Below are 25005 nucleotides of genomic sequence, written 5' to 3' on the forward strand. Positions count from 1 at the left end.
AGCTGACACAATAATTAAATAATATAAGTAGTAATCTAAAATATATAAAAAATATTTTAATATATTTCTCAACATGTGATAAAAGATATTGGTGCATCTAGTTATAAATAGAATTTCTATATTATTAAATCTATCCAACCATATTAAAAAGAGTATTACTATTATGTTATATTTGATAAAATAACTGTTTAAAATATCAATTATATTATTTATATTTACATTGTAATTTAAAAATAAACAATATAAATAACTATTATTAGATGAAACTATAGCAATTATACTCATAATGAGTGCATATATAGATACTTTAAACCTACTAAACAACAATATCACTCGCCTTATTTAAAACTAGTATTAATACAAACAGACTGATAAAAATAGCCAAATATATAGGCAACGAATAGTTTATAGATAATTTATAGTAATTTAACATAGAAAATTTAAATTTTTCAAATAGAAAAACTTCTTCTACATACAACATTAAGGGTAAAAATCTAAGTAGTTTGTTTTCTGCAAAAAAATTTACTATGATAAATATGAGTAAAAAAATATTTGTTATACATATAATATTTATAATCAAATGAACTGCTATTAATACACCAAAATATGATATTAAAAAGAACATAAATAATAATATTATACTTATTAAGACATTAAAGTTTATAACAATATGTAAATATACTTTTTTATGTTCTCTGATTACTAATAATTTATTTTTATATTGAGCTATATAGTTCATTATAAAAATTAAAAATATGGGTAAATAAAAGTACATTATACTATAATTATCATATACTCCTGAGTATACTTGTTTATAATAAAGTACATTAGTTTTAAGTAAAATTATATATGTCAGAATATATATGCAAATAAAAGAATAAATTATATATACTCCTGAATTAAAAAATAATTTGTTAAACATATTCTTTCTCCCTTTTAATCATTAAAAAAAACAAAAAAATATTTATAACAACTATAATGATGGCATATATATTTATAAATTGTGGATGTTTTATACTTGCCGAAAAATTGGGATATAATAATAGATACAAAGAATCTCCTGGATTACCTAGTACTGATACAAATAATCCTCCAGCATTGTATATTAGTGTTGGCAATAAAATAATAATATATCTATTTTTTATAAATGTAGATATTAAATATGCAAATTGAGCAAATAAAACTCCATACAGAGCTATATAAGTATTTTTTAATACAAAAAATTTTATTGGACTCTTCAGTAGCAAATCAAAGTTAGTAATATCATGCATATAACTTTCTAGATTATAATCAGAAAACATACTATTAAAACTTATATTTATATTTCCGAAACTTATATATGATAACATAAGATTAAATCCAAATCCTAAAAAAGTAATAACAAAAACTATTATTGACATATATAGTATATTTTTAATATGATATTTAAACACTCCGCATTTCGCATACCATATATATGTTAAACTTAATTTTTCATCCTCTAAAAACATATCACTAAGCAAAAATACTGCAACTAGTGGAAATATAACCATCATATATATACCTGCTATAATATTATTATCTGGAGATGATAACATTGTAGAGCCAAAAAAATATATTTGCGTATTTGTCAATACATCTAAATAACAAAAACTTCCTAAGACCAAATAAAATAAAATAACAATAAAAAGTCTTCTTCTATTTATAATTCTATAAATCAATTTAATAAATCCCCCCCCCCAATACAAAAGGTATTGTCAAAAATTTTAATATAATTTCTGACGTAACCCTTTTATTTTCAACAATTTTATATAAATAACTTGCTCCCCCCAAACTTTTAGGGTAAATTAGTGATTTGCAAAGTCATAATTTCCAGCAAAGAAGAAAGGAGCAAGCTACAAGCATGATTAACGAGTTTCTTGTTAAATACATTATTTACCTACACAATATGATTAACCTATTATTTATTCTTTTAGTTGGCAAACCCATGTTTACCCCTGCCTCTGACGAACCAGTAAAAAAGGAATATAGAAAGCTTCAGGTAGACAAAATACCTATATTTGAAATACCTGAAAAGCTTGATTATAAAGTTCTTCTACATAACTATTTTGAAAGTCACAAGAAAGAACTTACACCTGTTAAGCCACGTAAGAATAAAACTATCATTCCTAAAGAAGTTAAGTGTCCTAAATGTGGTGCTCCCCACCAGTATCTTTACGATAATAATGGTGGCAGAGGTCAATACCTTTGTAAGGTATGCAACACAGTATTTAACCCTAAAAATTATTTTCAAAAGTCCGTTATTTTAAAATGTCCTTACTGTGGTAAAACACTTGAAAAAATCAAAACTCGCAAGGACTTTTATGTGCATAAATGTAAGAATGATGAGTGTGATTTTTATAAAACCAATTTAGCTTCAATGACTAAAAAAGAAAGAGAAGACTTTAAAAATAACCCTCACAACTATAAAGTTAGATATATAACTAGGGAATTTACTTTTGACTATAAGCCTTTTAGCAGTAAAAGCCCTGTTAAATCTAAAATTAGTCTGCCTAAAATAATGGTTTCGTCTCATACTTTAGGATTAATTATGTCTTACTACGTAAACTACCATATGTCTTCAAGACAGACGGCTTCAATAATGAGGGATATTCACGGTATTAAAATATCTCATCAAACAGTTTTAAACTACGCTGATGCTGTATCCCATGTGGTAAAGCCCTTTGTTGATAACTACAATTATGAGTTATCTAATTCTTTTTGTGGTGATGAAACATACATAAAAGTTAACGGTAAATGGCAGTATATCTTCTTTTTCTTTGACTCTGTTAAGAAAATTATTCTTTCTTATAGAGTTTCACCAAATAGAGATACTCTTTCAGCAGTTAAAGCTTTAGACGACGTTTTATCAAAGCTTAAGGATATACCTAAAAAACTAAATTTCATTGTTGATGGTAATCCAATCTACTTGTTGGCACAACATTTTTTCGCAAGCGAAGACATTAACTTCGATATTACTCAAGTCATAGGTCTTACAAACAATGATGACGTTTCAAAGGAATACAGACCTTTAAAACAGATAATTGAACGTCTTAATAGAACCTTTAAAGGCAGTTATAGGACAACCTGTGGTTTTAATAGTTCAGATGGTTCTATAGCATTTGTAACATTATTTGCTGCATATTTTAATTTTCTAAGAACTCATTCAACACTTAATCATAAGGTTCCAGTTCAAATACCTGTACTTCAAAGTCTTCAAACCATGCCAGCTCGTTGGTGTAAGCTTGTTGAACTAGCTCAAGACTATTGTATATCACAGGCTACCTCCTAAGATTTTATATCTATTTAGCTGAGCCCTAAAGCAGCTGTTGCCGTCAGCGAACCCTTGACAAACCGAATTAGACAAATTTTAAAATTGGTTTTCAGAGGGCTTTTTGTCATGTCTTTATATCTTTTCCCTTCGCCCTCTTCAAGGTAAAACAAAATTTGGATAATGTTTGTCAAGGGCAACTGCGGTTATTTGTAACAAACTTACATTTATGGGTGCCCTAAAAATTTATTATTTTATAGTTTTTCATAAACTTTTTACACTACCATACAAAATAAATAAATTTGGAAACTCTCATTCCCTGATATATCTAAATTTCAAAGGGACGTTTTTTTATTTTCCCTCTAAAATTCATATCAAATTTCAAAAATAATTTCCAGCTTTATATCTGTATTTTCCAATACTGGTTGTTATAAGCCCTAACATTATTGGTAAAAATATTCATTATTCTTTATGGTATCTATTACCAGATACATAACTTTGTGAGGTGTTTCTTAATGTTAGCTATCTGGCGTTCTCATGCTGAATATCAATTATTCCTTATCAACAATTTACTCTCACTTTATACTCAGAGTAAAACTTCTTTAAACTTTTATTCTGAAGCTTTATCTAAACTTTATATTCTTGACTCAGATGTTATAAAACCTTTGATTCAACCTTGTTTTTCTAATACAGGCAATCCCTCTAACCAACATCCGGAAATATTTCGCTCTTTTATTCTTATGTCTGAACTTGGCTATCACAGCATTCCAAATTGGATTGCTTTTTTTAGAGCTACGCCTATTTTATGTTATGCCATTGGTGTTTCACCTGACGATGTTCCTGATGTTGGCAGTTATTATGATTTTATTAATATGAAGAAAATTTTCTACAGTATCAGAAACACCAATGAACTGCTTTGCAACTTTAATAAAAGCATCCATTTTAAAATATTTATTTAATCCAACACCATGAATCTGCATACCATGAAGAACTTCCTGGTACGCCGCCTGAATATAATATCTGGGAAACAAAGTTACAGCAATCATCAGGATAATGATTTGTGTAACTAGGGTTATAAATATTCCAATATGAATTCATATAACTAACAGCACTACTTCTATTATAATTCGAGAATCCGCTTCCATACAATCTTCCTTACAATTATATGATGAAATACACTATATCATATAATTTATAAAAACAATGTTATAATTTACACTAGTTAATAAAAAATAGAAAAAATAATTCACTATAAAATTTCTTTTTCTACAATTTTAAGCCTTTTAATGGATAAATATAGCGTATTTTTGCCCAACTCTCCAAAACGGTGGAATAAGAAAGTTATTCATCTGTCTTAGATTTTGATATAAATTCAAAATTTAAAACTCTTAATTGCTACAAATTACTCTAAAAATCTAAACAACTTAATATTTTTGATTAGTAGATTTAAATTTATTTAACAATCGTTTTTAATATCAAGCTCACCACTAATTAACTTCTTTATTAATTGTTTTTCACCATATTTATTAAAATATTTCATAATTCTAGCACAGCATTTTTCATAAAAAAAGTCAGTACTATATGAAAGATTATTCATATTAAGATCAATAAATTGATCAGATTTCATATATTTATACTGTTTAGATAAAATAATAGCAAGTCCTTCATTTAACCATAGGTCAATAGAATTAACTTTTCTATATATTAATACATGAATAATTTCATGTATTAATATTCCTTAATTGTATTTTGTAACTATTCAGCTATGTTTGTAAAAAGGATGAATAGTTACATAATCAAAAATAGTTTGTGTCTGGTAAAATAAAAATACAGATACTTTAATACTCATAAAGATTATTTACTTGAATTTAAGATTAAGTAATCTTTACAATCTCCATTTTACATACTAAAAAACTTAATTCAATACAAATGGCATTAAACGTACTTTTCCTGTCATGAAATGTCATTAACTAAACATTTTCATGTATAATTTCTTTTCATGTCCGTTTTTTTCTCTTTTATGCCATTTGTATTTACATTTTTGTATTTTGATGTTATTTTATAAAAAAATATAGGCTAAGGTGAATTAGAGGTAACCGTAAAAGAATTGACGCCTTTTTCTAAAAAAGTTATTTTGATAAGATTACAGATATAAAGAATAAGGGAGGAAATCTGTAATGGAAATGAACTCTAATGAAGAGACTTGGAAAGAACTTTTAGAAAAATTTTCTTTTTACCAGGGAACTGTCACTGATTACTGCAAAGAAAATAATATAAGCAAAAGTCAATTCTATTACTATAGAAAAAAATTTAACAAGGAAATCAAAACAACATTTCATGCAGTAAAGATTAACCCTGAAATTTCACAACTTCAAAAAGAAAAAAATAATGATGGAGAAAACAACAGCATTAAAATTGAGCTCGGTAGAGCTAGTATCTATATTCCTTGGGAAAATGCCACTTTATTATCAGTAGTATTTAAGGAACTCTTAAGATCATGTTAAATATTGATAAGGTTGATACTGTATACTTAGCTTGTGGAAGCACAAATTTAAGAAAAAGTATAGATGGACTAACTCTTATTGTTCAAATGGAGCTTAATCTGAATCCTTTTGATAAAACTTTGTTTGTATTTTGCAATAAGCAGATGGATAAATTAAAAATGCTGCATTTTGATGAAGGGTTTTGGTTATATTACTATCGCTTAGAGAAGGGTAGGTTTAAGTGGCCAATGACAAAGGAAGAAGCTCTTAAAGTCAATATAGAGGAATTACGTTGGCTGTTAAAAGGATATGAGGTAAGGACTGTTTCAAAATTTAAACCCATTCAAGAAAAAAACTACTATTAGAATGATTGTGAAGATCCTTGAAACCCTTGAAGTATCAAGGGTTTTAGGGTATAATATAAGTATAAAATAAGAAGAGGTACATAGGATGGATGTCTTGAATTTTGAAGAGCAATTAGATGAAAAAACTAAAAAGATAATTTCTGACATGGAAAAGGAAATTGAATCTAAGGATAAAGAGATTAAGGATCTTAAAAATCAGCTTGAATATTTAAAAAATCAAGTTCTCAATAAAAACAAGAAGATATTTGGAAAATCAAGTGAGCAGGCAGATGCTAATCAGTTATCTATTTTTAATGAGTCTGAGCAGTATTATGATGCCAAGGCTGAAGAGCCAACCATGGAAGAAATAACTTATAAAAGAAAAAAGACATCAAGTTATGTTGGAAAGAAAGATAATCTAGCTAACTTAAAAAGAGTAGTTATTGAACATAAATTAGATGAGAATGAAGCTGTTTGTGATAAATGCGGTGAAAAATTGGTGGTTATAGGTTCTAAATCTAAAGAGATATTAAAGTTTAAGCCAGCAGAGCTGTACATATAGGAGCATAAAACCTATAGTTATGCCTGTAAAGGTTGCAAAGAAAAAGATGAAACCACTAGTATAATATCCACCAAGGCACCTAAGGGTTTACTGCATAAAAGCATGGCAGCAAACGAGCTATTAAGCCATGTCATATGTTTAAAATATCAATATGCACTGCCGTTATATAGGCAAGAAACCTATTTTCATATGCTTGGAGCTAGTATCTCAAGGCAAACCATGTCTAACTGGATGATAGATAGGAGCAGCATCAGAATTTGAAATTGTCTATGACATAATGAAAGATAAACTTTTAGAAAGTAACTATGTCCAGGCTGATGAAACAACTGTAGTTGTAGTTGATGCAAAAGGTAATGACTCTAAAGCTAAAAAGTATATGTGGCTTTACAAAACAGGTGCATCAGAGAATCCAGTTATACTCTATGACTACCGCTTAGAGAACAATATAAAGGATAATTATTATGCAAAGCGATATGAAACCAGGGTGGAAAAAATCAGCTCCAATCATCGAAGATTTTATAAAATATGTGGATATAGAAATAGCTAACGCACTACCTAAGAGTCCATTAGGTGAAGCTTTTGCTTATAGTCAAAAGCTCTTGTCTAGCTTTAGGTTATTCCTGACAGATGGCTTCCTGGAGATAGATAATAACGCCTCTGAGCGATGTATAAAATCCTTTGTTTTGGGAAGGAAAATTGGGTTCTCCATAATACGCCAAGGGGAGCTAGAGCCAGTGCAACTATTTACAGCGTGATAGAAACAGCAAAAGCCAATGGTTTATCCGTAGAAAAGTACCTGGTGTACTTGATGGATGTGCTTTCAAGCTTAGAAGATAAAGATAAAAATAAGGACACGTTGATAAAACATATGCCTTGGTCCAAGAAACTCCCTATGTATGTGTTCCTTCAAAATAAAGATATTCATAATTCAAAGAGCTAAGAAATCCAGTAGTTAAGCCATACTATAGTGCAGCTTTTACTACTGGATTTATTTTATCAAAAATATCATTAAAAATATATACGGAGATTTTTTACGGTTACAAATAGAGGATATGGATTATATAATATTAAAAAAAATAATAGAAAATAGCGGGGGAAAACTCCAACTATTTTTTGAAAACAATTATATAGTATTTAGGGTAATACTTTAAATACTATATTTTACTACATATCCATACATACTAATAATTTAATTAAATAAAACACTACGAACATGATTTTGCTAATATTCGTGTTAATCCTTACGGAACCGGACTTGTGGATTTCCCACATCCGGTTCTCATTATCAACCCGTAGGAAGAATATGAGACTGCTGATAGAAAACAAGGCACTATCTCCATTGATTTCAGTCATAGTAAAGATAAAAGAAACGATAAAAAACAAATGAAAATGAGAATTAGAACTACAAATAGAATTGTTGTGGACGTTAAAGTTCTCAGGAATTTTCAAATAAAGTTCATCCTATCTTATATTAGACATCATATTAACTATTTATAAATAGCCTTAATAGGATCTAAATTTGCCGCCTTATATGCAGGAATTATTCCAAAAATTATTCCCACGGTAATAGATGTAATAGATGATCCTATTAATATACCTATCGTCACAACTGGCTTAAATGGTAAAAAGATTCCTAAAATTAGAGATATCAAATATCCTATACTTATTCCGAGAATTCCACCTATACCAGTAATAAATATTGATTCTATTAAAAACTGTAGTAGAACTGTGCTTGGTTTTGCACCTATAGCTCTTCTAATACCTATTTCACGGCGGCGTTCTGTAACAGACACATACATTATATTCATTACTCCAATTCCACCAACAAACAAGGATATTCCAGAAACAACAGCTATAAAAATAGTTATTCCACTTATTATTTTCTCAAAAGCCTTAGAAACAGCTTTAGGATCTCCTTTAGTATAACTGCCTTTTACATCTGGATGAAGAATTTCTAATTCCTTTTTCACCTCTTTAAATACAGAGTCAGAATTAAATCCTTGCTTAATTTTAATATCAATTGAAGAAATTGATGTGTCATTTTCTAAAAGATTCTTTGCAAATTTAGGCACATAATCATACTGCATGGATAACATACCCGAGTCTCCGTTTTCGATACCAATAACTTCAAAGAACTCGTCCTTTATTTTAATTCCTTTCCCAATTCCCTCATTCACCTCATCTCCAAACAACGCTTTAGCATGATCCTTTGAGAGTACAACCACATAATGCTTAAAATCATTATCTTCCTGAGTTATTCCTCTGCCTGAAATAGAACCTGAACTTTTATCATAATCATTTATCGTCAAATAAGATTGTTTATCAAAAAAAGCTGCATTTTCAGTAACCCCCATTAGTCCCTCTAATCCACTACTGCTCTTACTAGCTTGTTCTACGCCGTCAATATTTTTTAAATCTTGAAAGTCCTTATAATCAAATGGTGTAGAAGCTGTTGTATAATTTAAATCTGAAGGCTCAAAATTAATGGTAATAGTATTTACCCCTGTGTCATCAGTCGATTGATTTACCTGTGCCTTTAGCCCTTCTCCAATAGAAAGGATGACAACTACAGAACTTATGCCAACAATTATTCCTATCATAGTTAAAAATACTCTAATCTTATGTGTACGTAAACTTAAAACTGCACTATATATAAGTTCCCATAGATTCATAGGTTGTCCTCCTCAGTAAAAACACCATCTTTGAGAAAAACACAATGAGTGGCATATTTTTTAAGATCACTATCATGAGTAACCATTATAATAGTTTTATTTTGTTTATTGAGTTTAACCAATATATCAATAATTTTTAGTCCGGTTTTCCAATCCAGTGCACCTGTAGGCTCATCTGCAAGAATAAGATCAGATTGGGTAACAAGTGCCCTGGCAATTGAAATACGCTGTTGTTGCCCTCCTGATAACTCATTTGGATAATTTTTGAATTTACTTTCTAGTTCAACATCTTCAAGACTTTTTTTTACCATATCAATTCTTTGATTGCTGTTATATCCTCCATGATATAATAGTGGAAGCTCAATATTTTGGGCCACTGTTAATGATTCAATTAAATAAAATTGCTGAAATATAAAACCAATATGATTATTTCTAAATGAACAGCGCTGATTCTCTCTCATTTCTGTAACATCTTGTCCATTGAATACATAACTTCCTTCATTAAAGCTATCAAGAAGCCCCAGAATATTTAACAAAGTAGTTTTTCCACTACCTGATTTACCCATTACAACCACAAATGAGCCCTGCTCCACTTTAAAATCAAGATTCTTTAAAATGTGATATCGGTTTTCATTCTGTCCATACCATTTACATAATCCTTTAATTTCCAGAAGATGCTGTGTCAATGCTGTTCCCTTCTTTCATTTCATCAGATGGATTCTTAATAATTTTATCATCAAAATTTAAACCGCTTTTTACCTGCATATATGTACTATTGTATTTCTCAACTTCCAAAGGAACTTTTTTTAATTTTTTATTTTCTACAAGCCACACGAATTTAACTCCATTGTTATTAAAAATTGAAGATGATGGAATTTTGGGTAACTCACTTTCATTAACGGTGGTGCCTTGTACATGAAAACCTGGATAAATTCCCTGCTGATTATCTATATCAATATAGACTGGATAATAAGACACATTAGCTCCAGAGGCTTGTATTAAATTCGATGAAGTATTGGTATTCCCTTGAGTTACCTGTGATTGTGATGGTTCCGTGCTAATAGAACTGATAGTGCCATTAAACTCTTGGTTTGTGCCATAAACACTAATCTTTATCTTTTGATTTACTTTAAGTTTTAATATATCCTTTTCACTAGCGCTGGCTATTACCTGCTTCTTAGGATCAATTAGTGTCAAAACAATTTTATTAGTATTATCTTCATTATCTGCTGTTATTGAAATAATGCCATCAAAAGGAGCTGAAATTGTGGTATAACGTTTATCTTTAATATCATTTAACTGTTGTTGTACACTCTTTTCACTATTAACTCCAGATACTTGCATGTTATTTTGCTCACTTGAGATTGTATTTGATTGAGTTTGAATATTATTAAGCTGCTGAGTAAGAGTTTCGTATTGCTCAATCATTTGTTCATTTTTATAAGTAAATAATGTTTGTCCTTTTTCTACCTGCTGTTTATCTTCAACATTTATTTTATCAATAGTTCCTTTAGTTGTGTCTTCAGTAAAATTTACTTTTTTAGAATATTGAACTTCTCCATCTAAAAATATGTTCTGTTGTGATGGAATAGTATATACGTCATATTTTATATTATTCTTGTTTACATTTTGCTTATTGTGGTTCAAAAAAAATATTATAACAAATAATATAGCAATTATAAAAATAGCAGAAATAATAATTAATGTTTTTTTTCTATCTTTCATGAGTTCATCTCCTTATATATTTTTATGTATTTTAATGATTACGCATTGTATATGATATTATATAATTCCTGTTTTAACTTCATAGCAATATACTAGACTATATTTTAAATTTACAAAATCCTCTAATAACGCTCTCGATACCTTACAGTTAGTATTTGAAAATGTGATTACGAATGATGATGAAATCTTATAGAAAATATAAGAAACTGTTTTTGATATTCTTGGAGTTTGTTATAATCGAACTCAAGTAAGGTTGATATTATACCATAAATTTATATTATCATCCCATAAAATGGTTTAAGTACTAATTCTCTTTATAAACACTATCAAATTTATAAAACAAGACTGTTATTAGTAAAGTAGGTATTAAATCAAACTCCAATATTATTCAATATGGCTTAAGCTTGGTTGCTATGCGATACATTCCCCTTAAAGCTAAACATATAAATATTCTTAAGAGATGATTAAAACATATAAAACAATAACTATAACTGCTGTATTACATTACTACATAAATATCTCTATATCCAAAATATATTAGAAACATAGGAGACTAACATCTCTGAACAAAGTATTTATAACAAATAAACATCAATTGTAAAGTTTTACATAAACTTAATTCTAAAAGGAAAATAATCGAACAAAGCATCCATGCTTTATACAAATACATATGTCCAAAATAGCAGATAATACTACTATAATTTGGTAGAACAACAATAATTATTAAAATGATTACTATTATTGTACTAATACTTATAGTAATGCCATAAAACATTAATTTAATCAGCACGCACAATATCAATATTAATAACTCTGCAAATATAAAGATAAAGGTGCTTTCGAGTAAAAGTATCAAAAAACTTATAAATGAATGTTGAAAAAAAAGTGCAGGTACAAAAAAACTTACAATGGAACCTATATTAATAAAAACAGTACTATCATTTAAAATTATACTAATAAAAATTTCTTTATAGTTTATAGGTAAAGTAAACAAAATTTTGATATCATTTATGTTTTTTATTTTACTAGGTATTGTAACAATGGCATATATTACAATTATCATAACAAAATATCCACTAACAACAATATTTTTTTCAATTTTATCTAAATAAATTAATTGGGATAAAGAATTAAATAATATAATATCCATAATTATTCCTAAAGATAAATAAATCCCAGTAACAAATTTATTATCTGAATTAGGATGATTTTTCCGTTTAAAAAAGTCCATTAAACATAATATAGTATCTTTCATATTTCTACTTCCTCAAAAAAACTTGATTGGTTCATCAATTTCTTTTCCAATGTTCTTAGAGATATTATATAAAATATAATACTCATAGGTAAAAGTACAAGATAACTAATAATACTTTTTATGGTTATAAATAGTATTATTACAGAAAATGGTATTATAATTATTAATTGAAAAAAACTCTGTTTGGCACTTTTTAAATTTTCAATAAAACTATCTGTAGGGGATATCTCTTTTTTATGAAGAAAAACTACTAAGATATTTGACATAGATATGGAACATATAAGAGCCGATATAAATTTAAAAATATCATTTGTATTAATACCTGAAATGGATTTACTAACTAAAAAAAGCAAAATAATTACAGTATACTGAATTAAATAGATAATTATAGCTAAGAAATTTTTACCTAGTATAAAAGCTTTTATACTTATAGGTAATGTAAATATAAATTTGATATCTTTTAACTGTTCATCACCTAGTAATGCCCCAATCATATAAGATACAGCTTGAATAAGAATAATTAGCATAAAAAATTGAAAAAAGGAAGTCTTATTTTTTATTCTACTTATATTTAAATTAAATTTGTATAGTAATAATACTATGCAAACTATACCTAGTAATAAATATTTTTTTTCTTTGCCTAAAAATCTTTTAATATCATTTAACATAATATCAAACATCATATACACCTCACCAAGATAATTTTTTATTTAATTTATCCTCCTTATTTATTAATTTAATAAATATTTGTTCTAAAGATAAATTTTTATACTGATTATACAACTCATCAACAGTATCATTAAATTTTATAGTTCCTTCATTTATAACTACAACATCAGTACAAATATCTTCTATTAGTGAAAAATCGTGAGAACTTATAAATATAGTCACTCCATTTGAATTCATTTGTTTTAAAATATTTTTTATAACAATCCTAGAAGGTAAATCTATACCATCTAAAGGTTCATCTAATATTAACAATTGAGGGCTATGTATTAATGCTCCTCCTAATAAAGCCTTCTGTTTCATTCCTTTAGAAAATTTCCTCATAATTTTATTTTTATCTTTTTGTAAATCCAAAATATCTAATAACTCATCTATCCTATTGTAAATATCACTTTTTTTTAATTTAAATATGCGACCTATAAAATTCCAATAATCAATTACATTCAAATGTTGAAAAGCAACTATTTGCTCTCCTACAAATCCAATTTTCCTTTTAATGTCATTACAATTCTTCTCATTCAACTCTTTGCCAAATATCTCCACATACCCAGAACTTTTAGTAATTAATGAAGTTAATATATTTATAGTTGTAGATTTTCCTGAACCATTCTCACCTGCAAATCCAGTTATTGATCCACTATTAATTTTTAGTGTTATATCCTTTAAAGCAGTCATTCCTTTTTTATAAGTCTTAGTCAATTTATTACATTCAATAACTATCACTTTTTATCACCCCTATCTAACAAAATATTTATACATTTTGTTATATTAATTATTATACAGTTAAAATTTTTTGGGTTAACAAACTTATTTTTTTATTACTAAAATAAAGCGATGGCTCTTTTTGTTTAATAATATCACACTTTTATCGTGATGGATATTTTTACAGCCCTTTTTACTGGTAGTTAATAACTAAAAAATATGTAAACTATATTTGTGTCGCTGAATAATTAATACTCTGTAATTTTTTACTTAAGAATTTATATTATAGGATACGATAATGTTCTAGCTCCTACATAAATTTATTGTTTAATCATACATAATGAGGTAATATCACTATTTGTATCACCAGGGCCAAAGTAGAACCCTTATATTTAATTTATCACGTGCTATTAGAGTCCTAAAATAAGTGAGGTACGATAACTATTAGTATTAGCACAGTCTTATAACAATATTTCTGTATAAATATCGTACATAAGCCATCATATTACTCTTGTAATACTATATTCTGAGTATTACCTATTTACAGAACTTACGCATATAAACACAATCCCGCATAAATAAAGTGTTTAAGCACTTAATTTTTGCCAAATAACTTAACAACAACCCCTAACTAGGATTATACGCTGTAAATATACTGATTCTACTTACTTTATAAAATTCGCATGAACACTGTTATTTAATTACAAAATGCTTTAAATGTGTTATAAGGTAACTTTAATAAATAGCTTATTTTATCTAATTTATTAAAGTTGCTTTGTTCCTAGTGACACAGATGCCTACTCTACCCCTAATGTGAATATATTTACCGACTTTAGCTTTACTATAATATTTTCAACTTCTTAAAGTTGTGCTATCAATAGCATGAATTCCAGTCTATGAATTAAATCATATATAAACTATCCTTAACCATTCTTATGTGAATTAGTAGTTTTTTGCAAAATCATTATATTACAAAAGAACGACTTATTCATTTTTACAATTTCTGTTTATTCGATAACATACATGTTAATTAAATATTATTTTAAAAATAAATTAAATATTATACTTATAATACATATAATCATATATGGACCCATAAAAGCTATAGAAAGTTTTAATTTACTCGTATCTTTAAAAACTTTTTTGCCGAAATTATACAATAAAGATAAGAAAAAAACTAATTGTGCAAATCGATTAATCCACGCAGAAGCATAAGACCACTTTGCTGTAAATTGTACTACAGAAAGACTCATGTAATTGGTAAATTTCAACACAATTAGTGAAAGTAAAAAAACACATATACCTTTAATAATTGAAAAAATACCTGCAGTATTTAAAAAGCTTCTAAAAGGTATCTTCTCCTTAAATTTTTCTTCACTTAAGATAAATGTCAGTATCCAATGAAATATTACCATTTCTATAATAAAGGTTATAATTTGTAGAAGTGGTGCAACAAATGTAACTCCTATTAAGGTATTATTAATTGTAATATTACTCGCCATTTCCTCATTTGAACTTAATACATACTTACCGAGATAAGAACCAATAGATACTTGTAAAAAGCCAGAAATATACATGCATAAGTAAGCTATTAAAGTTGTATATTTTTTTTGTTTTTTATAACTAATTTCTTGGTTTTTTAAATTCATAACAGCACCTCTATGTTTATTTTTTGTTAAATAATGTCTCAAAAAAAGGCAAGGACCAATAAACTTCCAAGAATGACGATAACATTAAAACTATTGCTATTAGACTCACAATTCTAATAATCTTATAACTATAATAATGTGCATATACCTTGCGTACAATTCCATCTTCATTTTTAAATAAATATCTAATCCATGCAAAAGTTATTTTAGTTGATATCCACATTATTAATAAAATTACAAATATTTCTCCAATTCCATGAACCGAAATGCCTAATAAGGCTTTTGATACTGTCGTAGAGTATAAAATCTGAATTCTATATATACCCATTCCGATAGAAAAAAGTTGATAACCACATGCCAATAGTGATATCGGTCCTAATAAAGCAAGTCCTAACAAAAGAATATTAGAAAAGAAATTTCTAATAAAAATATTTAAGAATCCAAAACCTTCCCTTTCAGGAATAAAGTTTTTAGGTGGTTTGAATGAATTTGCTGAAATAAAATATCCTAAAATTATTATTCCAACTGCTATTAAAAAAAATATTATTTTGTTTTTATGTTTTATCATATAAAATTTACCTTCTAAAAAACTTAATTCAATACAAATGCCATCAAACGTACTTTTCCTGTCATGAAACGTCATTACTTAAACATTTTCATGTATAATTTCTTTTCATGCCCGTTTTTTTCCCTTTTATGCCATTTGTATTTACATTTTTGTATTTTGATGTTATTTTATAAAAAAATATAAGTTAAGGTGAATTAGAGATGATAATGAATCTAGCATTAAAGCTAACCTCTTTTATTGAAAAGAATAGTGACATCAGAAATAATGACGATTTAGAAAAGATAAACTATTCAATACAAACTGTCATAAGTGAAACATTTAAAGCAGTAATACTAATCATACTATTTTTAGCACTTGGCAAAATAAACTATTTTTTATTTTCTATGGCAATTCTATTTTCTATAAGAATTTTTTCAGGTGGTAGTCACAGTAAAACTACGGTGAAATGTTTATTATGGTCATCTTTATTTTTTCTTATTACTTCACTAATTGGACCTTTGATACCTAAATTAAATATTTTAGTGTATTATACTGCAGCTTTATTTAGTCTTATAGTAATTTTCATCAAAAGCCCTTGCCCAAATAAAAACAGACCTATTAAAATTCAAGAAAGAAGATGGTATTATAAATTTATTTCCACCTTCTTCATGATATTTGGGTTAACTATTTTATTTTTTTTCATAAAGGATTTAACTTATTTAAACTGTGGATTCCTAACAATTTTACTTCAAATATTACAATTGATACCTAAAAAAGAAGGAGTGTTACTATGAAATCCAAAAAACTCTCAAAACTAATTGCAAATAAGATAGGTTTATGCTTAATTGCATTTGCAAGTATAGTGGTTACAACTAATTGCTTTGGATTTGGCGGAGAACCAACCCCACCCAAAAGTCTTTTAAAGTGATATTTTTAAACATATATTATTATTTTCAAAAGATAGTTGAATTTTACCACCCTTAGATTCAACTATTTTTTTTACGTTATATAATCCATATCCCCTATTTTGTCCTTCCTTAGTTGAAAAACCTCTATTGAACATCTCGTTAACATTTTCTAATTTTACTAAGTTTACACTATTTATAATTTTTATTATATTTTTATCTTTTTCATTGAATATATTTAATGAAACAATCTTATCAATGCTGTCACTTGATGCTTCAAAGGCATTGTTTAAAATATTAGTTAATATTTCCGAAAGCTCATGATCCTTTACTTTCCATTGTGTTAAATCATTATCTACAAAATACTTAAAATCTATTTTACTTTTTTGCGAATCAGTAATCTTACTGTATATTATTGATCTTATTATTAAATTATCTATGTAAAAAACATCTTCAATATCCTTAGTTACCTTATTTAAAGATTTTATATAAGTTATTAAGTTCTCTCTTAATTCTCCTTCGTTAGCTACTTCTATAATACCCTGTATAGTGTTTAAATGATTTTTAAAATCATGCTGCTTACATCTAACTTCTTCCGTAATATTCTCAATAACAGGACCATATCTATTATGTATTTCTATGATCTTTTTCTCTTCATCTATTTTTACTATGTTATAACATAAAAATAAATTTAGGAAAAAAATTATTATTATCATAGTCATAAATGCAATTATGTTATTTAAAATTATTTCTTTATTGTATTCCCAAACCATTTTACAAATTACTACATACCCAATAAAATTTATTACAATATAATACAATATTCTAGAACTTATATCTGTAATACTATATATGTTTTTTTGTGGTACAAAATAATATATTATTACAGAAAATAAAAATACAAAAGCTTGTACAATACTATCAAATTCAAAGGATTTTAAATATATCTTTGAGGTAAAAATCTTTAATATAAATATTACAATTAGTTGTAATATCATTATAATTAATAAGGTTATTACAAATTCTATAAGAGATTTAATAAAACTTTTATTATGAAAAAGTGACATTAAACATACTAAAGTCACATAACTCAAAATTATATTATAATTTATAGGTAGAAATGTAGTTACAGTCATTACAAAAGATGACATAAATATTATTGCTAAATTTTTGAATAGAACTTTTTCTTTTTTCAAACTAAATTTACACCATAAAATCATAAAAGCACTTAACTCAATAAACGTACTAGCAAAAGAATATATCATCTCCATTCCCTTCATCTCCTTAAATATCATCTCTAATAAGTAAATTTTTAAAGTTTCTTAAATTTTTTCATCACACTTTCTTTAAAATTATAACTCAAAAGAGCTTTTTCTTTACAATTATTAAAGCAAATTTCCCACAACTTACTAGACACAGCTTCAATTTTATTAATAAAGTTAATATTTACGGCAAAGGACTTATGACTTTGTAATATATAATCACAATCTATCATTTCTAGAGCTTTGACTAAAGACAGCCTCTTTGCCTTATACTTGTCATTTTTAGTATGTAAAATTATTCTTCTTAAATCTACTTCCATAAAAATAATTTCATCTATATTTAACTTTATGCTTATATTATTTTGCAAATCAAAAACCACATGCTTTTCTTTCTTTGTCAATGGGTTATGTGTACGTCTATTTGAAGTTAAAAGCTTGGTCATTTTAATTACTTCATCTTTATCACATGGTTTTAATATATAGTCATAGCAGTGAACTTCTTTAAAAGCTTTAATCATGTATTGTATATGAGTTGTTGTAAAAATTATCCAATTAAATTTATATTTTTCAATCTTTCTAAGTTCCAAAGCCAAATCCAACCCTGAAGAATTCTTTAGAGAAATATCTATATAAAAAAAGTCTATATAAACTTCCTGTAAAATTTTTAAAGCTTCTTCTTTAGATTCTGCTTCATAAATCTTCAAGGTTTTATCTGCTTCATATATCATTTTTATAAGGTTTCTTCTCTGTATATCATTATCTTCAGCTATTAATATATTAATCATGTTAGCCCCCACCACTTAAATTAATTATTCAAAATACTACAATTATCCTCATATATACAGATTAACTTACTTTTCCCTTATTTTCAATATAGATTCTTATAATTAGTGCCCATATCCCTCAATATGTCATAAATATCTAAACTTTGGATGATTTAAATATTTAAAAATACCTTTACACATATAATGAAGATTTATGTTATAATTCAAATTACAAGTACTATTTTACAATGAGTTTGTTTATATGAACGAATTTGAAACAAGAATAATTGATGTAAATGTTAAAGATATAAGATTAAAATTAAAAAACATAACTGCCTTTAATGTAAAAAAATCAAATAAATAATATATATGATTTTAATAATAGAGCATTGATAAATAACAAAGATATGCAAGAATAAGAATAGTTGATGACTTTCTTAATAACTCTACTCATTACTATATGACTACCAAAAAATTATTAAGTCAAGGAACATATAAAGTAATAGAAGAAAATGGAACTGAAATATTAGATGTTGATTCTGGTGAAAAAATATTTAAATCACTTGGTTTAGAACTTGTCCAATCAATAAAAAAATATAGAGAAAGCTACAAATATAAAAATACTCTAATAGAAATTGACATGCGTGTTGATTAACCAATTTTCACCATAAACAAATTTGATAATTATTGATATTTCGAAGTAATAAGTCAATAATTATCTGGACCTCATCTTGAAGTGTACAACTAAGAAGTTTCTTGATAAATTCGGGAAATGATAATTTAACGAATTCTAGACTTTGAAATACATTAACATCAGAAAAATGAAGTAATATATACGCAATTAAAGCTATAAGAAGTTGACTGTAAACGAGAACATACATAGATTTGTGTAAAATAGAATAGAAATGATAAAAACTAATTGGAAATTATTATAGGATACGTTTCCATAGTAATTTTTGTTTTTTAGGGAATAACTAAATGATGAGATTCTATAGCTTTGTAATAATAGTATTGTTTGCAATAATAACGCATTGTGTTAGATCTTGCATTCCAAAATATTGGATTTTAAAAAAACACAAAATGTCCCTATGCTAAATTTAATATTTTTAATGTGTTATTTGCTTCACCTAGCCCAAATACAGCTACTCTATCATCAATTTTACAAAGTCAAACTATGCTTTTTCAGAGGCCATTGTGGCAATTTCCTCTACAATACTAATTGTTATAATTTCTGAATCTGAAAGTTTGCAGTCAAAAATATTTCTTCTGTTTTTTATAGAATCAGGTATTATTTCATTGTAAATATCATCTATCAAAACAAAAGCAGCCATAAAAAAGTCTTTTAAATTATCAATTTTTTCAGTATTAGGGGTTTGTGTAGTAATGGAACAGAAAACGGCTATAAGCGTGTAAAAATTTTACACTTATAGTCGTTCTCAATTTAACATTTTATTACGAATAATATTTTGTATAAATATCCAACTATTCTGAAGACTTCTTAATAAATTCCATTCCAAGTTCTAAATCGCTTTTTGTCATCATTTTTTCAATAGTTCCTGATTTAAATTCTTCAGTTAAAACTAAAATATCAGTTAAAGCCTTGTTCCACTTTTTCACTTGTCCTTGAAGACGGGTAATTTCATTTACCTGAACAATTGATAGCTTATCTCCTTGCCATCTAGAAAGTTGATTTTCATATATCTAAATAAAATCTTGTTAATCTTTAAAAGCCCTAATAATCAGGCTTATGGTATAGTCATCTAATACATAAGTTTTTGAATGAGCTTCCAATAAATCATTCAATTGATTTTCAGTCTCTGCAACTTGCTCATCTATCATACTTGCAATCATATGTAAATTATTTATGGGCTTGCCAATTGGGTTCTTGTTTATTAGCCATAAATTATCCCTCCTATTAACTTATCTCTTCTATGTTTACAAGGGGTCGCAATTCACCATTCGCTATTGCTTCAGACAAATTAAATGAATATTTACCAACAATATTAATATGGTCATACCTTAGTGGTGATAACCGTTAAATATCTTCATATTCAAGGATTTTATCCTTATCACGTATAGCATCAAGGACTAGTCCTATATATTTTGTATTCCAAATAACAATTGCATTTACTATAAATCCCAAAGCACCTAATTGATCTTCTTGTCCCTCACGATAATTTTGATGTAATTCACCTTTTTTGCTATTCCATAAAGCTCTTGCCAGGCTATGGCGGAATTCTCCACGGTTTAGTTGAGTTAGAATCTTGCGCCTGTAAGCTTCGTCATCGATATAGGTAAGATTGTGCTTAGTTTTAAATATTCGTCCTAATTCACCAATAACTTTTCCTAGCATTATCGGTTTACCACCATGCTGCAATGCTTTGATAAGCTGTGTTGTATTTACAGTTCCAAGCATAAGAGAGCCAGCTACCCTCATAAAATCATTCCAATAGCGAATTATACGCTCTTTATTGATTCTATTTTTTGAAAGCACATTCAATATACCGTAATCAGCACTAGAATCTATTCACCAGAACTTTGATGAACCAATATCTGCTGCCTAAAAGACCAAATAAACCGAATACAATATCGCTATAACCAGCAGTATCTGTCATAATTTCCTTGGGTTGCAACTCTGTTTGCTGTTCCAAAACGAGTTTAAGAAGATATAATGAATCCCTAATGATTCCAGGAATCACTATGCCATGCAAACCTGTAAATTGATCGCTTGTATAGTTATAGTATGTTACACCTTGACCTATTAATGGGGCAAAGTTAGATAACATTCGAAGTGCTGAGCTAGAACCTTTGGTAGAAAAGCTTAAGGATACAGGCATGGCTGAATATCAGGAACTGTTAATTGAAAATTATGTTGAGGATATTATAAAAGTAAGCTTGGGAGACTAGTCCTCCTGAGCTTGGATACGTGATAGAAGCAAGTTGGGCATTTCAAGCCCAACAAGGTTACCTGATACCTGTAAGGTTTGCTGGAATACGTTAAAATATTTTACTGTTTTTTTGAATACCAATTTTTGAAGAAAAATTAGAGTTTTTTTGCTTGGAAGTGGCTATTTGAGCTAATCTATTTTAAATATCCCTTTTGTTTTACCCAAAATTTGCTCATGCGTAAGCATGGCTGAGTAGTTACAATACCACATAAAAGTGCAAATGTAAACAATTATGGCATGAAAGATAAAAAATGAGCATAAAAAGAATATTTATGTGTACAAATTCTTTTTATGCTCATTTTTTTCCCTTTCATGCCTTTAAGGTTGTATTTATTTTTTTATTATGTAAAATATACATTATAAGGTATTATTATATTAAACATATAGATTATAAACTGCTTCTTTTCTATACTTTCCACCATATTGCTTTCAATTAAATGCAATTGAACACCTTCGGAGAAATTTACACCAATTGGACAAGTTACTTCTTAAGTAAACAATATATAAAAGCTCGCATATAATATAAAATTCATCCAACACTTAGATAAATAATCTATATGCAAGTATGCAAAATATTTTTTAGAATAAAATTTAATTATTCAATATTGAACTAAACGTCTATTAAAAATGTAAATTAAAAGTAATAACCCATATGAAATTAAGGTGCCTTAATATATATTAATTAAAATTATGGGTAATATCAAAGAAATACAAAAAAATATTCTGATAAATTATTATTAATCAATCATCTTGCATAATCATACCATTTATTTTATTGGTGATATGAGTGAAAAATAATTTATACCCCAGAGTATTGATAATACTAGTATTAGGAATATTTTAAAAAATTATTTTTGATAGTACCTATTATACGAGTATTCCTGTAATAAAGAGTTTTAGACTTTGAATGAAATAAAAAAACCTGATATAAATATATTGTGTCACTTGCAAGAAGACAACAACAATCTATATCAGGAGGAAAACAATATGAATAATCGAATTATAGTTCCTAACACATTAATATTAGGGATAGACATAGCAAAGGAAAATCACTATGGTCAATTTGTAGTAAATGGTGAATATATAAAAAAGCCGTTCCTTATAAAGAATACCAGAGAATCTTTCGAATGTCTATTAGATTCAATCAGACAATTAAAGGCGAAATATAACTTAGATTATGTATTAGTAGGAATGGAGCCAACAGGTCACTATTGGAAGAATCTTGCTTACTACTTAAAAAGTCAAGGGATAGAGCTATGCTTGGTCAATCCATATCATGTTAATAAAATTAAGGAGCTTGAAGATAATAGTCCAACTAAGAATGACAAAAAAGATGCCAAGATTATTTCTAAACTTATATATCAAGGTCAATACCTAAACTGCATGTTTGAGGAAGAACTCTACGTAAATCTTCGATTATGCAGCAACAATAGGCAAGAGCTAAAAAAACAGTTTATCTCAGAAAAAGTAAGACTAATAGCGCTATTAGATGAATACTTTCCAGAATTTAAAAAGATGTTTTCAGATATCTTAGGAAAGTCCGCTTTATGTATACTGAAAACATGTCCTTTCCCACAAGATATAGTGAATATAGGAGTTTCTGAGCTTACTCAAAAGCTTCTAGATGCTACACATAATCGTGTTGGATTTAAGAAAGCAGAGCTGGTTTTTAATGCAGCTAAAACTTCAATAGGAGTGCCTGTAGGGCTTGAAGGGGCCAGATATAGATTAAGGCTTATTTTAAGGCAATTAGAAGCTTTACAAAAGGAACTAGATGATGTGGAAAAGCTCATGGAAGAATATCTTTTGCAGACAGGTTATTCAGAATATTTACTTAGCATAAAAGGTGTAGGCATAGTAACAGCTGCGGGTTTTCTAGCTGAAATTGGAGACATATCAAAATATGACAGCTATAAGCAAATACAGAAAGTGGCAGGACTTAACTTGAAAGAAACCAGCTCTGGCATGAAAAAAGGTAAAACTAAAATTAGTAAAAGAGGTCGTTCAAATTTAAGAAATATTCTATATCAGGCAGCAACTGTTATGGTAGCTAAGAATGCTGCATTTAAAGAAATATATACCCATTTAACGAAAAGACAGGAAAATCAATTAACCGGAAAACAAGCAATAGTTGCACTAAGTGTAAGACTTATAAAAGTTATGTACACTTTATGCAAGAAAAAAACAACATATACACATGACAAAGTTCATGGGTTGACAAGTTATCAACAAGCAGCTTAATTTAATATATGCATAGGTATATTGAAATTTATAGTTCTTTGAAAAGAGTAAGGCAAAGCACGTTCAAACCCCCATAAGGGCTTAATTGACCCAGTATACGAGGATTAATGCTAGCACCTGCTCTAAAATGCAGAACGAAGGAATGTAGAGACATAGATATGTACTCCGTGAGACATGGTAGGGTAAGCATTAGAGCTATATAGGTGTGTTTCCTTCAAAATATTGGAATATCACTTACACTCTTATGCACACGTTCAACCTTCTCCATCCAGTATTACCTATATATTCAATATACTCACATATTTAAATTTAACCACTTGTTTATAAATAATGAAATTCTATGAAAATAGAAGTAAATAAAAGATAAATTAAAATTTATTGAGGTAGGGAGGATTAATAATGAAAAAATTTTCAATTATGTCAATAATATTATTGGCAATTACACTTTTCATTGGTTCTGGTAATGTTTCGGCTAAAGATTGGGGTATAACACTAAGCCCAGCTACTATAGCTACGGGTGGAGACAACTGGGATTATAAACATTATAATACTTCAAGCTATATATCATTAACTCGCATTGTAGGGGGACCATCGTACTATATTAAAGGAAAAGCTGTAAATGCAGATAAAGAGAGTAGAAGTGATTATATGTTAATCCAACAAGGTGCGGGAGCAGTATATTTAACTAATGATACCATGGGGGAAGGTTATAAATATTGGGTTTTAGCAAAGAACACTGTTTTTGAAACATCATATAGATGGGCATATGGAGAATTTGGATGGTAATCTCATTTTAATATATAACAATTTACTCTCTAAAACATATTTAGCAGCAATTGATTATGAATAAAAATAAATTTTGAACTATTGATATATTAAATATTAATAGTTCAAAATTTAAAAAATATTATTTTTAATATAAAAAAGAGGA

General features: G+C 27.6%; 31 protein-coding genes and 1 pseudogene. 14 read left to right on the forward strand and 18 right to left on the reverse strand.

Annotation, left to right across the window (positions count from 1 at the left end; all coding sequences use genetic code 11):
- Positions 1-914: 914 nt before the first annotated feature.
- Positions 915-1700: a hypothetical protein gene (locus BS101_RS19870; protein ID WP_073540361.1), complete on the reverse strand. Its 786-nt coding sequence runs from the start codon at positions 1698-1700 to the stop codon at positions 915-917.
- 227 nt (positions 1701-1927) lie between these two features.
- Here BS101_RS19870 and BS101_RS19875 point away from each other — a divergent pair, with 227 nt between their 5' ends.
- Together BS101_RS19875 and BS101_RS19880 are read left to right on the forward strand one after the other, a co-directional pair.
- On the forward strand, positions 1928-3310 hold the full coding sequence (locus BS101_RS19875; protein WP_207649431.1) for a DDE-type integrase/transposase/recombinase: 1383 nt from the start codon (positions 1928-1930) through the stop codon (positions 3308-3310).
- Positions 3311-3804: 494 nt separating this feature from the next.
- The gene (locus tag BS101_RS19880) at positions 3805-4248 is read left to right on the forward strand and encodes a hypothetical protein (RefSeq protein ID WP_073540362.1); all 444 of its coding nucleotides are present in this window, start codon (positions 3805-3807) and stop codon (positions 4246-4248) included.
- Here BS101_RS19880 and BS101_RS24670 read toward each other — a convergent pair.
- On the reverse strand, positions 4241-4438 hold the full coding sequence (locus BS101_RS24670) for an amidase domain-containing protein (protein WP_073540363.1): 198 nt from the start codon (positions 4436-4438) through the stop codon (positions 4241-4243). The genes BS101_RS19880 and BS101_RS24670 overlap by 8 nt on opposite strands.
- Positions 4439-4745: 307 nt before the next feature.
- On the reverse strand, positions 4746-4916 hold the full coding sequence (locus tag BS101_RS23545; RefSeq protein WP_198039526.1) for a hypothetical protein: 171 nt from the start codon (positions 4914-4916) through the stop codon (positions 4746-4748).
- Between the two features lie 550 nt (positions 4917-5466).
- On the opposite strand from BS101_RS23545, the gene tnpA reads away from it, so the two are divergent.
- From tnpA to BS101_RS23550, 7 genes are all read left to right on the forward strand, one after another.
- A complete protein-coding gene (gene tnpA / locus BS101_RS19890; RefSeq protein ID WP_073540364.1) occupies positions 5467-5793 on the forward strand; it encodes an IS66 family insertion sequence element accessory protein TnpA in 327 nt (108 codons plus the stop codon).
- Positions 5787-6137 (forward strand): IS66 family insertion sequence element accessory protein TnpB, encoded by a 351-nt coding sequence (gene tnpB / locus BS101_RS19895; protein ID WP_073540365.1) that lies wholly within the window; start codon positions 5787-5789, stop codon positions 6135-6137. The genes tnpA and tnpB overlap by 7 nt, the downstream gene beginning before the upstream one ends.
- 85 nt (positions 6138-6222) lie before the next feature.
- A complete protein-coding gene (locus BS101_RS19900) occupies positions 6223-6678 on the forward strand; it encodes a hypothetical protein (protein WP_073540366.1) in 456 nt (151 codons plus the stop codon).
- A 102-nt stretch (positions 6679-6780) separates the two neighbouring features.
- Positions 6781-6939 carry an IS66 family transposase gene (locus tag BS101_RS24315; RefSeq protein WP_083585780.1) on the forward strand — a complete coding sequence of 53 codons (159 nt, stop codon included), beginning with the start codon at positions 6781-6783 and terminating at the stop codon, positions 6937-6939.
- A 16-nt stretch (positions 6940-6955) separates the two neighbouring features.
- Positions 6956-7225, forward strand: a complete 270-nt coding sequence (locus tag BS101_RS24320; protein ID WP_073540367.1) for an IS66 family transposase — start codon at positions 6956-6958, stop codon at positions 7223-7225.
- Entirely contained in the window at positions 7152-7433 is a 282-nt protein-coding gene (locus BS101_RS24675; protein WP_073540368.1) for an IS66 family transposase, read from the forward strand. The genes BS101_RS24320 and BS101_RS24675 overlap by 74 nt, the downstream gene beginning before the upstream one ends.
- On the forward strand, positions 7343-7618 hold the full coding sequence (locus tag BS101_RS23550; RefSeq protein ID WP_198039632.1) for a transposase domain-containing protein: 276 nt from the start codon (positions 7343-7345) through the stop codon (positions 7616-7618). The genes BS101_RS24675 and BS101_RS23550 overlap by 91 nt, the downstream gene beginning before the upstream one ends.
- A 547-nt stretch (positions 7619-8165) precedes the next feature.
- Here BS101_RS23550 and BS101_RS19925 read toward each other — a convergent pair.
- From BS101_RS19925 to BS101_RS19960, 8 genes are all read right to left on the reverse strand, one after another.
- The gene (locus BS101_RS19925) at positions 8166-9350 is read right to left on the reverse strand and encodes an ABC transporter permease (protein ID WP_073540370.1); all 1185 of its coding nucleotides are present in this window, start codon (positions 9348-9350) and stop codon (positions 8166-8168) included.
- Positions 9347-10036 carry an ABC transporter ATP-binding protein gene (locus BS101_RS19930; RefSeq protein ID WP_073540371.1) on the reverse strand — a complete coding sequence of 230 codons (690 nt, stop codon included), beginning with the start codon at positions 10034-10036 and terminating at the stop codon, positions 9347-9349. Before BS101_RS19930 ends, BS101_RS19925 begins: the two co-directional genes overlap by 4 nt.
- The gene (locus tag BS101_RS19935) at positions 10011-11075 is read right to left on the reverse strand and encodes an efflux RND transporter periplasmic adaptor subunit (RefSeq protein ID WP_073540372.1); all 1065 of its coding nucleotides are present in this window, start codon (positions 11073-11075) and stop codon (positions 10011-10013) included. The genes BS101_RS19930 and BS101_RS19935 overlap by 26 nt, the downstream gene beginning before the upstream one ends.
- Before the next feature lie 553 nt (positions 11076-11628).
- Positions 11629-12330, reverse strand: a complete 702-nt coding sequence (locus tag BS101_RS19940; RefSeq protein WP_073540373.1) for a hypothetical protein — start codon at positions 12328-12330, stop codon at positions 11629-11631.
- Positions 12327-13013: a hypothetical protein gene (locus BS101_RS19945; RefSeq protein ID WP_156876109.1), complete on the reverse strand. Its 687-nt coding sequence runs from the start codon at positions 13011-13013 to the stop codon at positions 12327-12329. The genes BS101_RS19940 and BS101_RS19945 overlap by 4 nt, the downstream gene beginning before the upstream one ends.
- A gap of 7 nt (positions 13014-13020) precedes the next feature.
- Entirely contained in the window at positions 13021-13779 is a 759-nt protein-coding gene (locus BS101_RS19950; protein ID WP_083585782.1) for an ABC transporter ATP-binding protein, read from the reverse strand.
- Between the two features lie 1016 nt (positions 13780-14795).
- The gene (locus tag BS101_RS19955; protein ID WP_156876110.1) at positions 14796-15407 is read right to left on the reverse strand and encodes a hypothetical protein; all 612 of its coding nucleotides are present in this window, start codon (positions 15405-15407) and stop codon (positions 14796-14798) included.
- A 16-nt stretch (positions 15408-15423) separates the two neighbouring features.
- On the reverse strand, positions 15424-15975 hold the full coding sequence (locus BS101_RS19960) for a stage II sporulation protein M (RefSeq protein WP_073540376.1): 552 nt from the start codon (positions 15973-15975) through the stop codon (positions 15424-15426).
- Between the two features lie 200 nt (positions 15976-16175).
- On the opposite strand from BS101_RS19960, the gene BS101_RS19965 reads away from it, so the two are divergent.
- Both BS101_RS19965 and BS101_RS19970 read left to right on the forward strand, forming a co-directional pair.
- The gene (locus tag BS101_RS19965; protein ID WP_073540377.1) at positions 16176-16748 is read left to right on the forward strand and encodes an accessory gene regulator ArgB-like protein; all 573 of its coding nucleotides are present in this window, start codon (positions 16176-16178) and stop codon (positions 16746-16748) included.
- The gene (locus BS101_RS19970; protein WP_083585784.1) at positions 16745-16882 is read left to right on the forward strand and encodes a cyclic lactone autoinducer peptide; all 138 of its coding nucleotides are present in this window, start codon (positions 16745-16747) and stop codon (positions 16880-16882) included. The genes BS101_RS19965 and BS101_RS19970 overlap by 4 nt, the downstream gene beginning before the upstream one ends.
- On the opposite strand, the gene BS101_RS19975 is transcribed toward BS101_RS19970, so the two are convergent.
- Together BS101_RS19975 and BS101_RS19980 are read right to left on the reverse strand one after the other, a co-directional pair.
- Entirely contained in the window at positions 16874-18130 is a 1257-nt protein-coding gene (locus BS101_RS19975; protein ID WP_073540378.1) for a sensor histidine kinase, read from the reverse strand. The two genes, BS101_RS19970 and BS101_RS19975, sit on opposite strands and share 9 nt — an antisense overlap.
- A 41-nt stretch (positions 18131-18171) precedes the next feature.
- Positions 18172-18906 (reverse strand): LytR/AlgR family response regulator transcription factor, encoded by a 735-nt coding sequence (locus BS101_RS19980; RefSeq protein ID WP_073540379.1) that lies wholly within the window; start codon positions 18904-18906, stop codon positions 18172-18174.
- Between the two features lie 241 nt (positions 18907-19147).
- Between BS101_RS19980 and BS101_RS22475 the strand changes: the two are divergent.
- Positions 19148-19528 (forward strand): annotated as a pseudogene (locus BS101_RS22475) (CYTH domain-containing protein); the annotation flags it as partial.
- 529 nt (positions 19529-20057) lie between these two features.
- Here the strand turns inward: BS101_RS22475 and BS101_RS23060 are convergent.
- From BS101_RS23060 to BS101_RS24680, 5 genes are all read right to left on the reverse strand, one after another.
- Positions 20058-20216, reverse strand: a complete 159-nt coding sequence (locus tag BS101_RS23060) for a hypothetical protein (RefSeq protein ID WP_156876111.1) — start codon at positions 20214-20216, stop codon at positions 20058-20060.
- Between the two features lie 151 nt (positions 20217-20367).
- Positions 20368-20502: a hypothetical protein gene (locus BS101_RS24325; RefSeq protein WP_278335253.1), complete on the reverse strand. Its 135-nt coding sequence runs from the start codon at positions 20500-20502 to the stop codon at positions 20368-20370.
- A 99-nt stretch (positions 20503-20601) separates the two neighbouring features.
- On the reverse strand, positions 20602-20724 hold the full coding sequence (locus BS101_RS24330) for a hypothetical protein (RefSeq protein WP_278335254.1): 123 nt from the start codon (positions 20722-20724) through the stop codon (positions 20602-20604).
- 196 nt (positions 20725-20920) lie between these two features.
- The gene (locus BS101_RS24090) at positions 20921-21412 is read right to left on the reverse strand and encodes a Tn3 family transposase (protein WP_278335288.1); all 492 of its coding nucleotides are present in this window, start codon (positions 21410-21412) and stop codon (positions 20921-20923) included.
- Positions 21402-21722: a Tn3 family transposase gene (locus BS101_RS24680; protein ID WP_431732545.1), complete on the reverse strand. Its 321-nt coding sequence runs from the start codon at positions 21720-21722 to the stop codon at positions 21402-21404. The genes BS101_RS24090 and BS101_RS24680 overlap by 11 nt, the downstream gene beginning before the upstream one ends.
- A gap of 1098 nt (positions 21723-22820) precedes the next feature.
- Here BS101_RS24680 and BS101_RS20005 point away from each other — a divergent pair.
- Positions 22821-24074 carry an IS110 family transposase gene (locus tag BS101_RS20005; protein ID WP_073537418.1) on the forward strand — a complete coding sequence of 418 codons (1254 nt, stop codon included), beginning with the start codon at positions 22821-22823 and terminating at the stop codon, positions 24072-24074.
- A gap of 399 nt (positions 24075-24473) precedes the next feature.
- A complete protein-coding gene (locus tag BS101_RS20010; protein WP_073540383.1) occupies positions 24474-24860 on the forward strand; it encodes a hypothetical protein in 387 nt (128 codons plus the stop codon).
- Positions 24861-25005: the final 145 nt, after the last annotated feature.

Source organism: Clostridium kluyveri (assembly GCF_001902295.1).
GTDB classification, from domain to species: Bacteria; Bacillota; Clostridia; order Clostridiales; family Clostridiaceae; genus Clostridium_B; species Clostridium_B kluyveri_B.

Bases quoted from the DNA above. Each gene is read 5' to 3' on its own strand.
- BS101_RS19875 (WP_207649431.1), top strand. From the start codon at position 1,928: ATGATTAACCTATTATTTATTCTTTTAGTTGGCAAACCCATGTTTACC.
- BS101_RS19880 (WP_073540362.1), top strand. From the start codon at position 3,805: ATGTTAGCTATCTGGCGTTCTCATGCTGAATATCAATTATTCCTTATC.
- BS101_RS23545 (WP_198039526.1), bottom strand. From the start codon at position 4,916: ATGAAATCTGATCAATTTATTGATCTTAATATGAATAATCTTTCATAT.
- tnpA (WP_073540364.1), top strand. From the start codon at position 5,467: ATGGAAATGAACTCTAATGAAGAGACTTGGAAAGAACTTTTAGAAAAA.
- tnpB (WP_073540365.1), top strand. From the start codon at position 5,787: ATGTTAAATATTGATAAGGTTGATACTGTATACTTAGCTTGTGGAAGC.
- BS101_RS19900 (WP_073540366.1), top strand. From the start codon at position 6,223: ATGGATGTCTTGAATTTTGAAGAGCAATTAGATGAAAAAACTAAAAAG.
- BS101_RS24315 (WP_083585780.1), top strand. From the start codon at position 6,781: ATGGCAGCAAACGAGCTATTAAGCCATGTCATATGTTTAAAATATCAA.
- BS101_RS24320 (WP_073540367.1), top strand. From the start codon at position 6,956: ATGAAAGATAAACTTTTAGAAAGTAACTATGTCCAGGCTGATGAAACA.
- BS101_RS24675 (WP_073540368.1), top strand. From the start codon at position 7,152: ATGAAACCAGGGTGGAAAAAATCAGCTCCAATCATCGAAGATTTTATA.
- BS101_RS23550 (WP_198039632.1), top strand. From the start codon at position 7,343: ATGTATAAAATCCTTTGTTTTGGGAAGGAAAATTGGGTTCTCCATAAT.
- BS101_RS19925 (WP_073540370.1), bottom strand. From the start codon at position 9,350: ATGAATCTATGGGAACTTATATATAGTGCAGTTTTAAGTTTACGTACA.
- BS101_RS19935 (WP_073540372.1), bottom strand. From the start codon at position 11,075: ATGAAAGATAGAAAAAAAACATTAATTATTATTTCTGCTATTTTTATA.
- BS101_RS19940 (WP_073540373.1), bottom strand. From the start codon at position 12,330: ATGAAAGATACTATATTATGTTTAATGGACTTTTTTAAACGGAAAAAT.
- BS101_RS19945 (WP_156876109.1), bottom strand. From the start codon at position 13,013: ATGATGTTTGATATTATGTTAAATGATATTAAAAGATTTTTAGGCAAA.
- BS101_RS19955 (WP_156876110.1), bottom strand. From the start codon at position 15,407: ATGAATTTAAAAAACCAAGAAATTAGTTATAAAAAACAAAAAAAATAT.
- BS101_RS19960 (WP_073540376.1), bottom strand. From the start codon at position 15,975: ATGATAAAACATAAAAACAAAATAATATTTTTTTTAATAGCAGTTGGA.
- BS101_RS19965 (WP_073540377.1), top strand. From the start codon at position 16,176: ATGATAATGAATCTAGCATTAAAGCTAACCTCTTTTATTGAAAAGAAT.
- BS101_RS19970 (WP_083585784.1), top strand. From the start codon at position 16,745: ATGAAATCCAAAAAACTCTCAAAACTAATTGCAAATAAGATAGGTTTA.
- BS101_RS19975 (WP_073540378.1), bottom strand. From the start codon at position 18,130: ATGGAGATGATATATTCTTTTGCTAGTACGTTTATTGAGTTAAGTGCT.
- BS101_RS19980 (WP_073540379.1), bottom strand. From the start codon at position 18,906: ATGATTAATATATTAATAGCTGAAGATAATGATATACAGAGAAGAAAC.
- BS101_RS23060 (WP_156876111.1), bottom strand. From the start codon at position 20,216: ATGGCTGCTTTTGTTTTGATAGATGATATTTACAATGAAATAATACCT.
- BS101_RS24330 (WP_278335254.1), bottom strand. From the start codon at position 20,724: ATGATAGATGAGCAAGTTGCAGAGACTGAAAATCAATTGAATGATTTA.
- BS101_RS24680 (WP_431732545.1), bottom strand. From the start codon at position 21,722: ATGCCTGTATCCTTAAGCTTTTCTACCAAAGGTTCTAGCTCAGCACTT.
- BS101_RS20005 (WP_073537418.1), top strand. From the start codon at position 22,821: ATGAATAATCGAATTATAGTTCCTAACACATTAATATTAGGGATAGAC.
- BS101_RS20010 (WP_073540383.1), top strand. From the start codon at position 24,474: ATGAAAAAATTTTCAATTATGTCAATAATATTATTGGCAATTACACTT.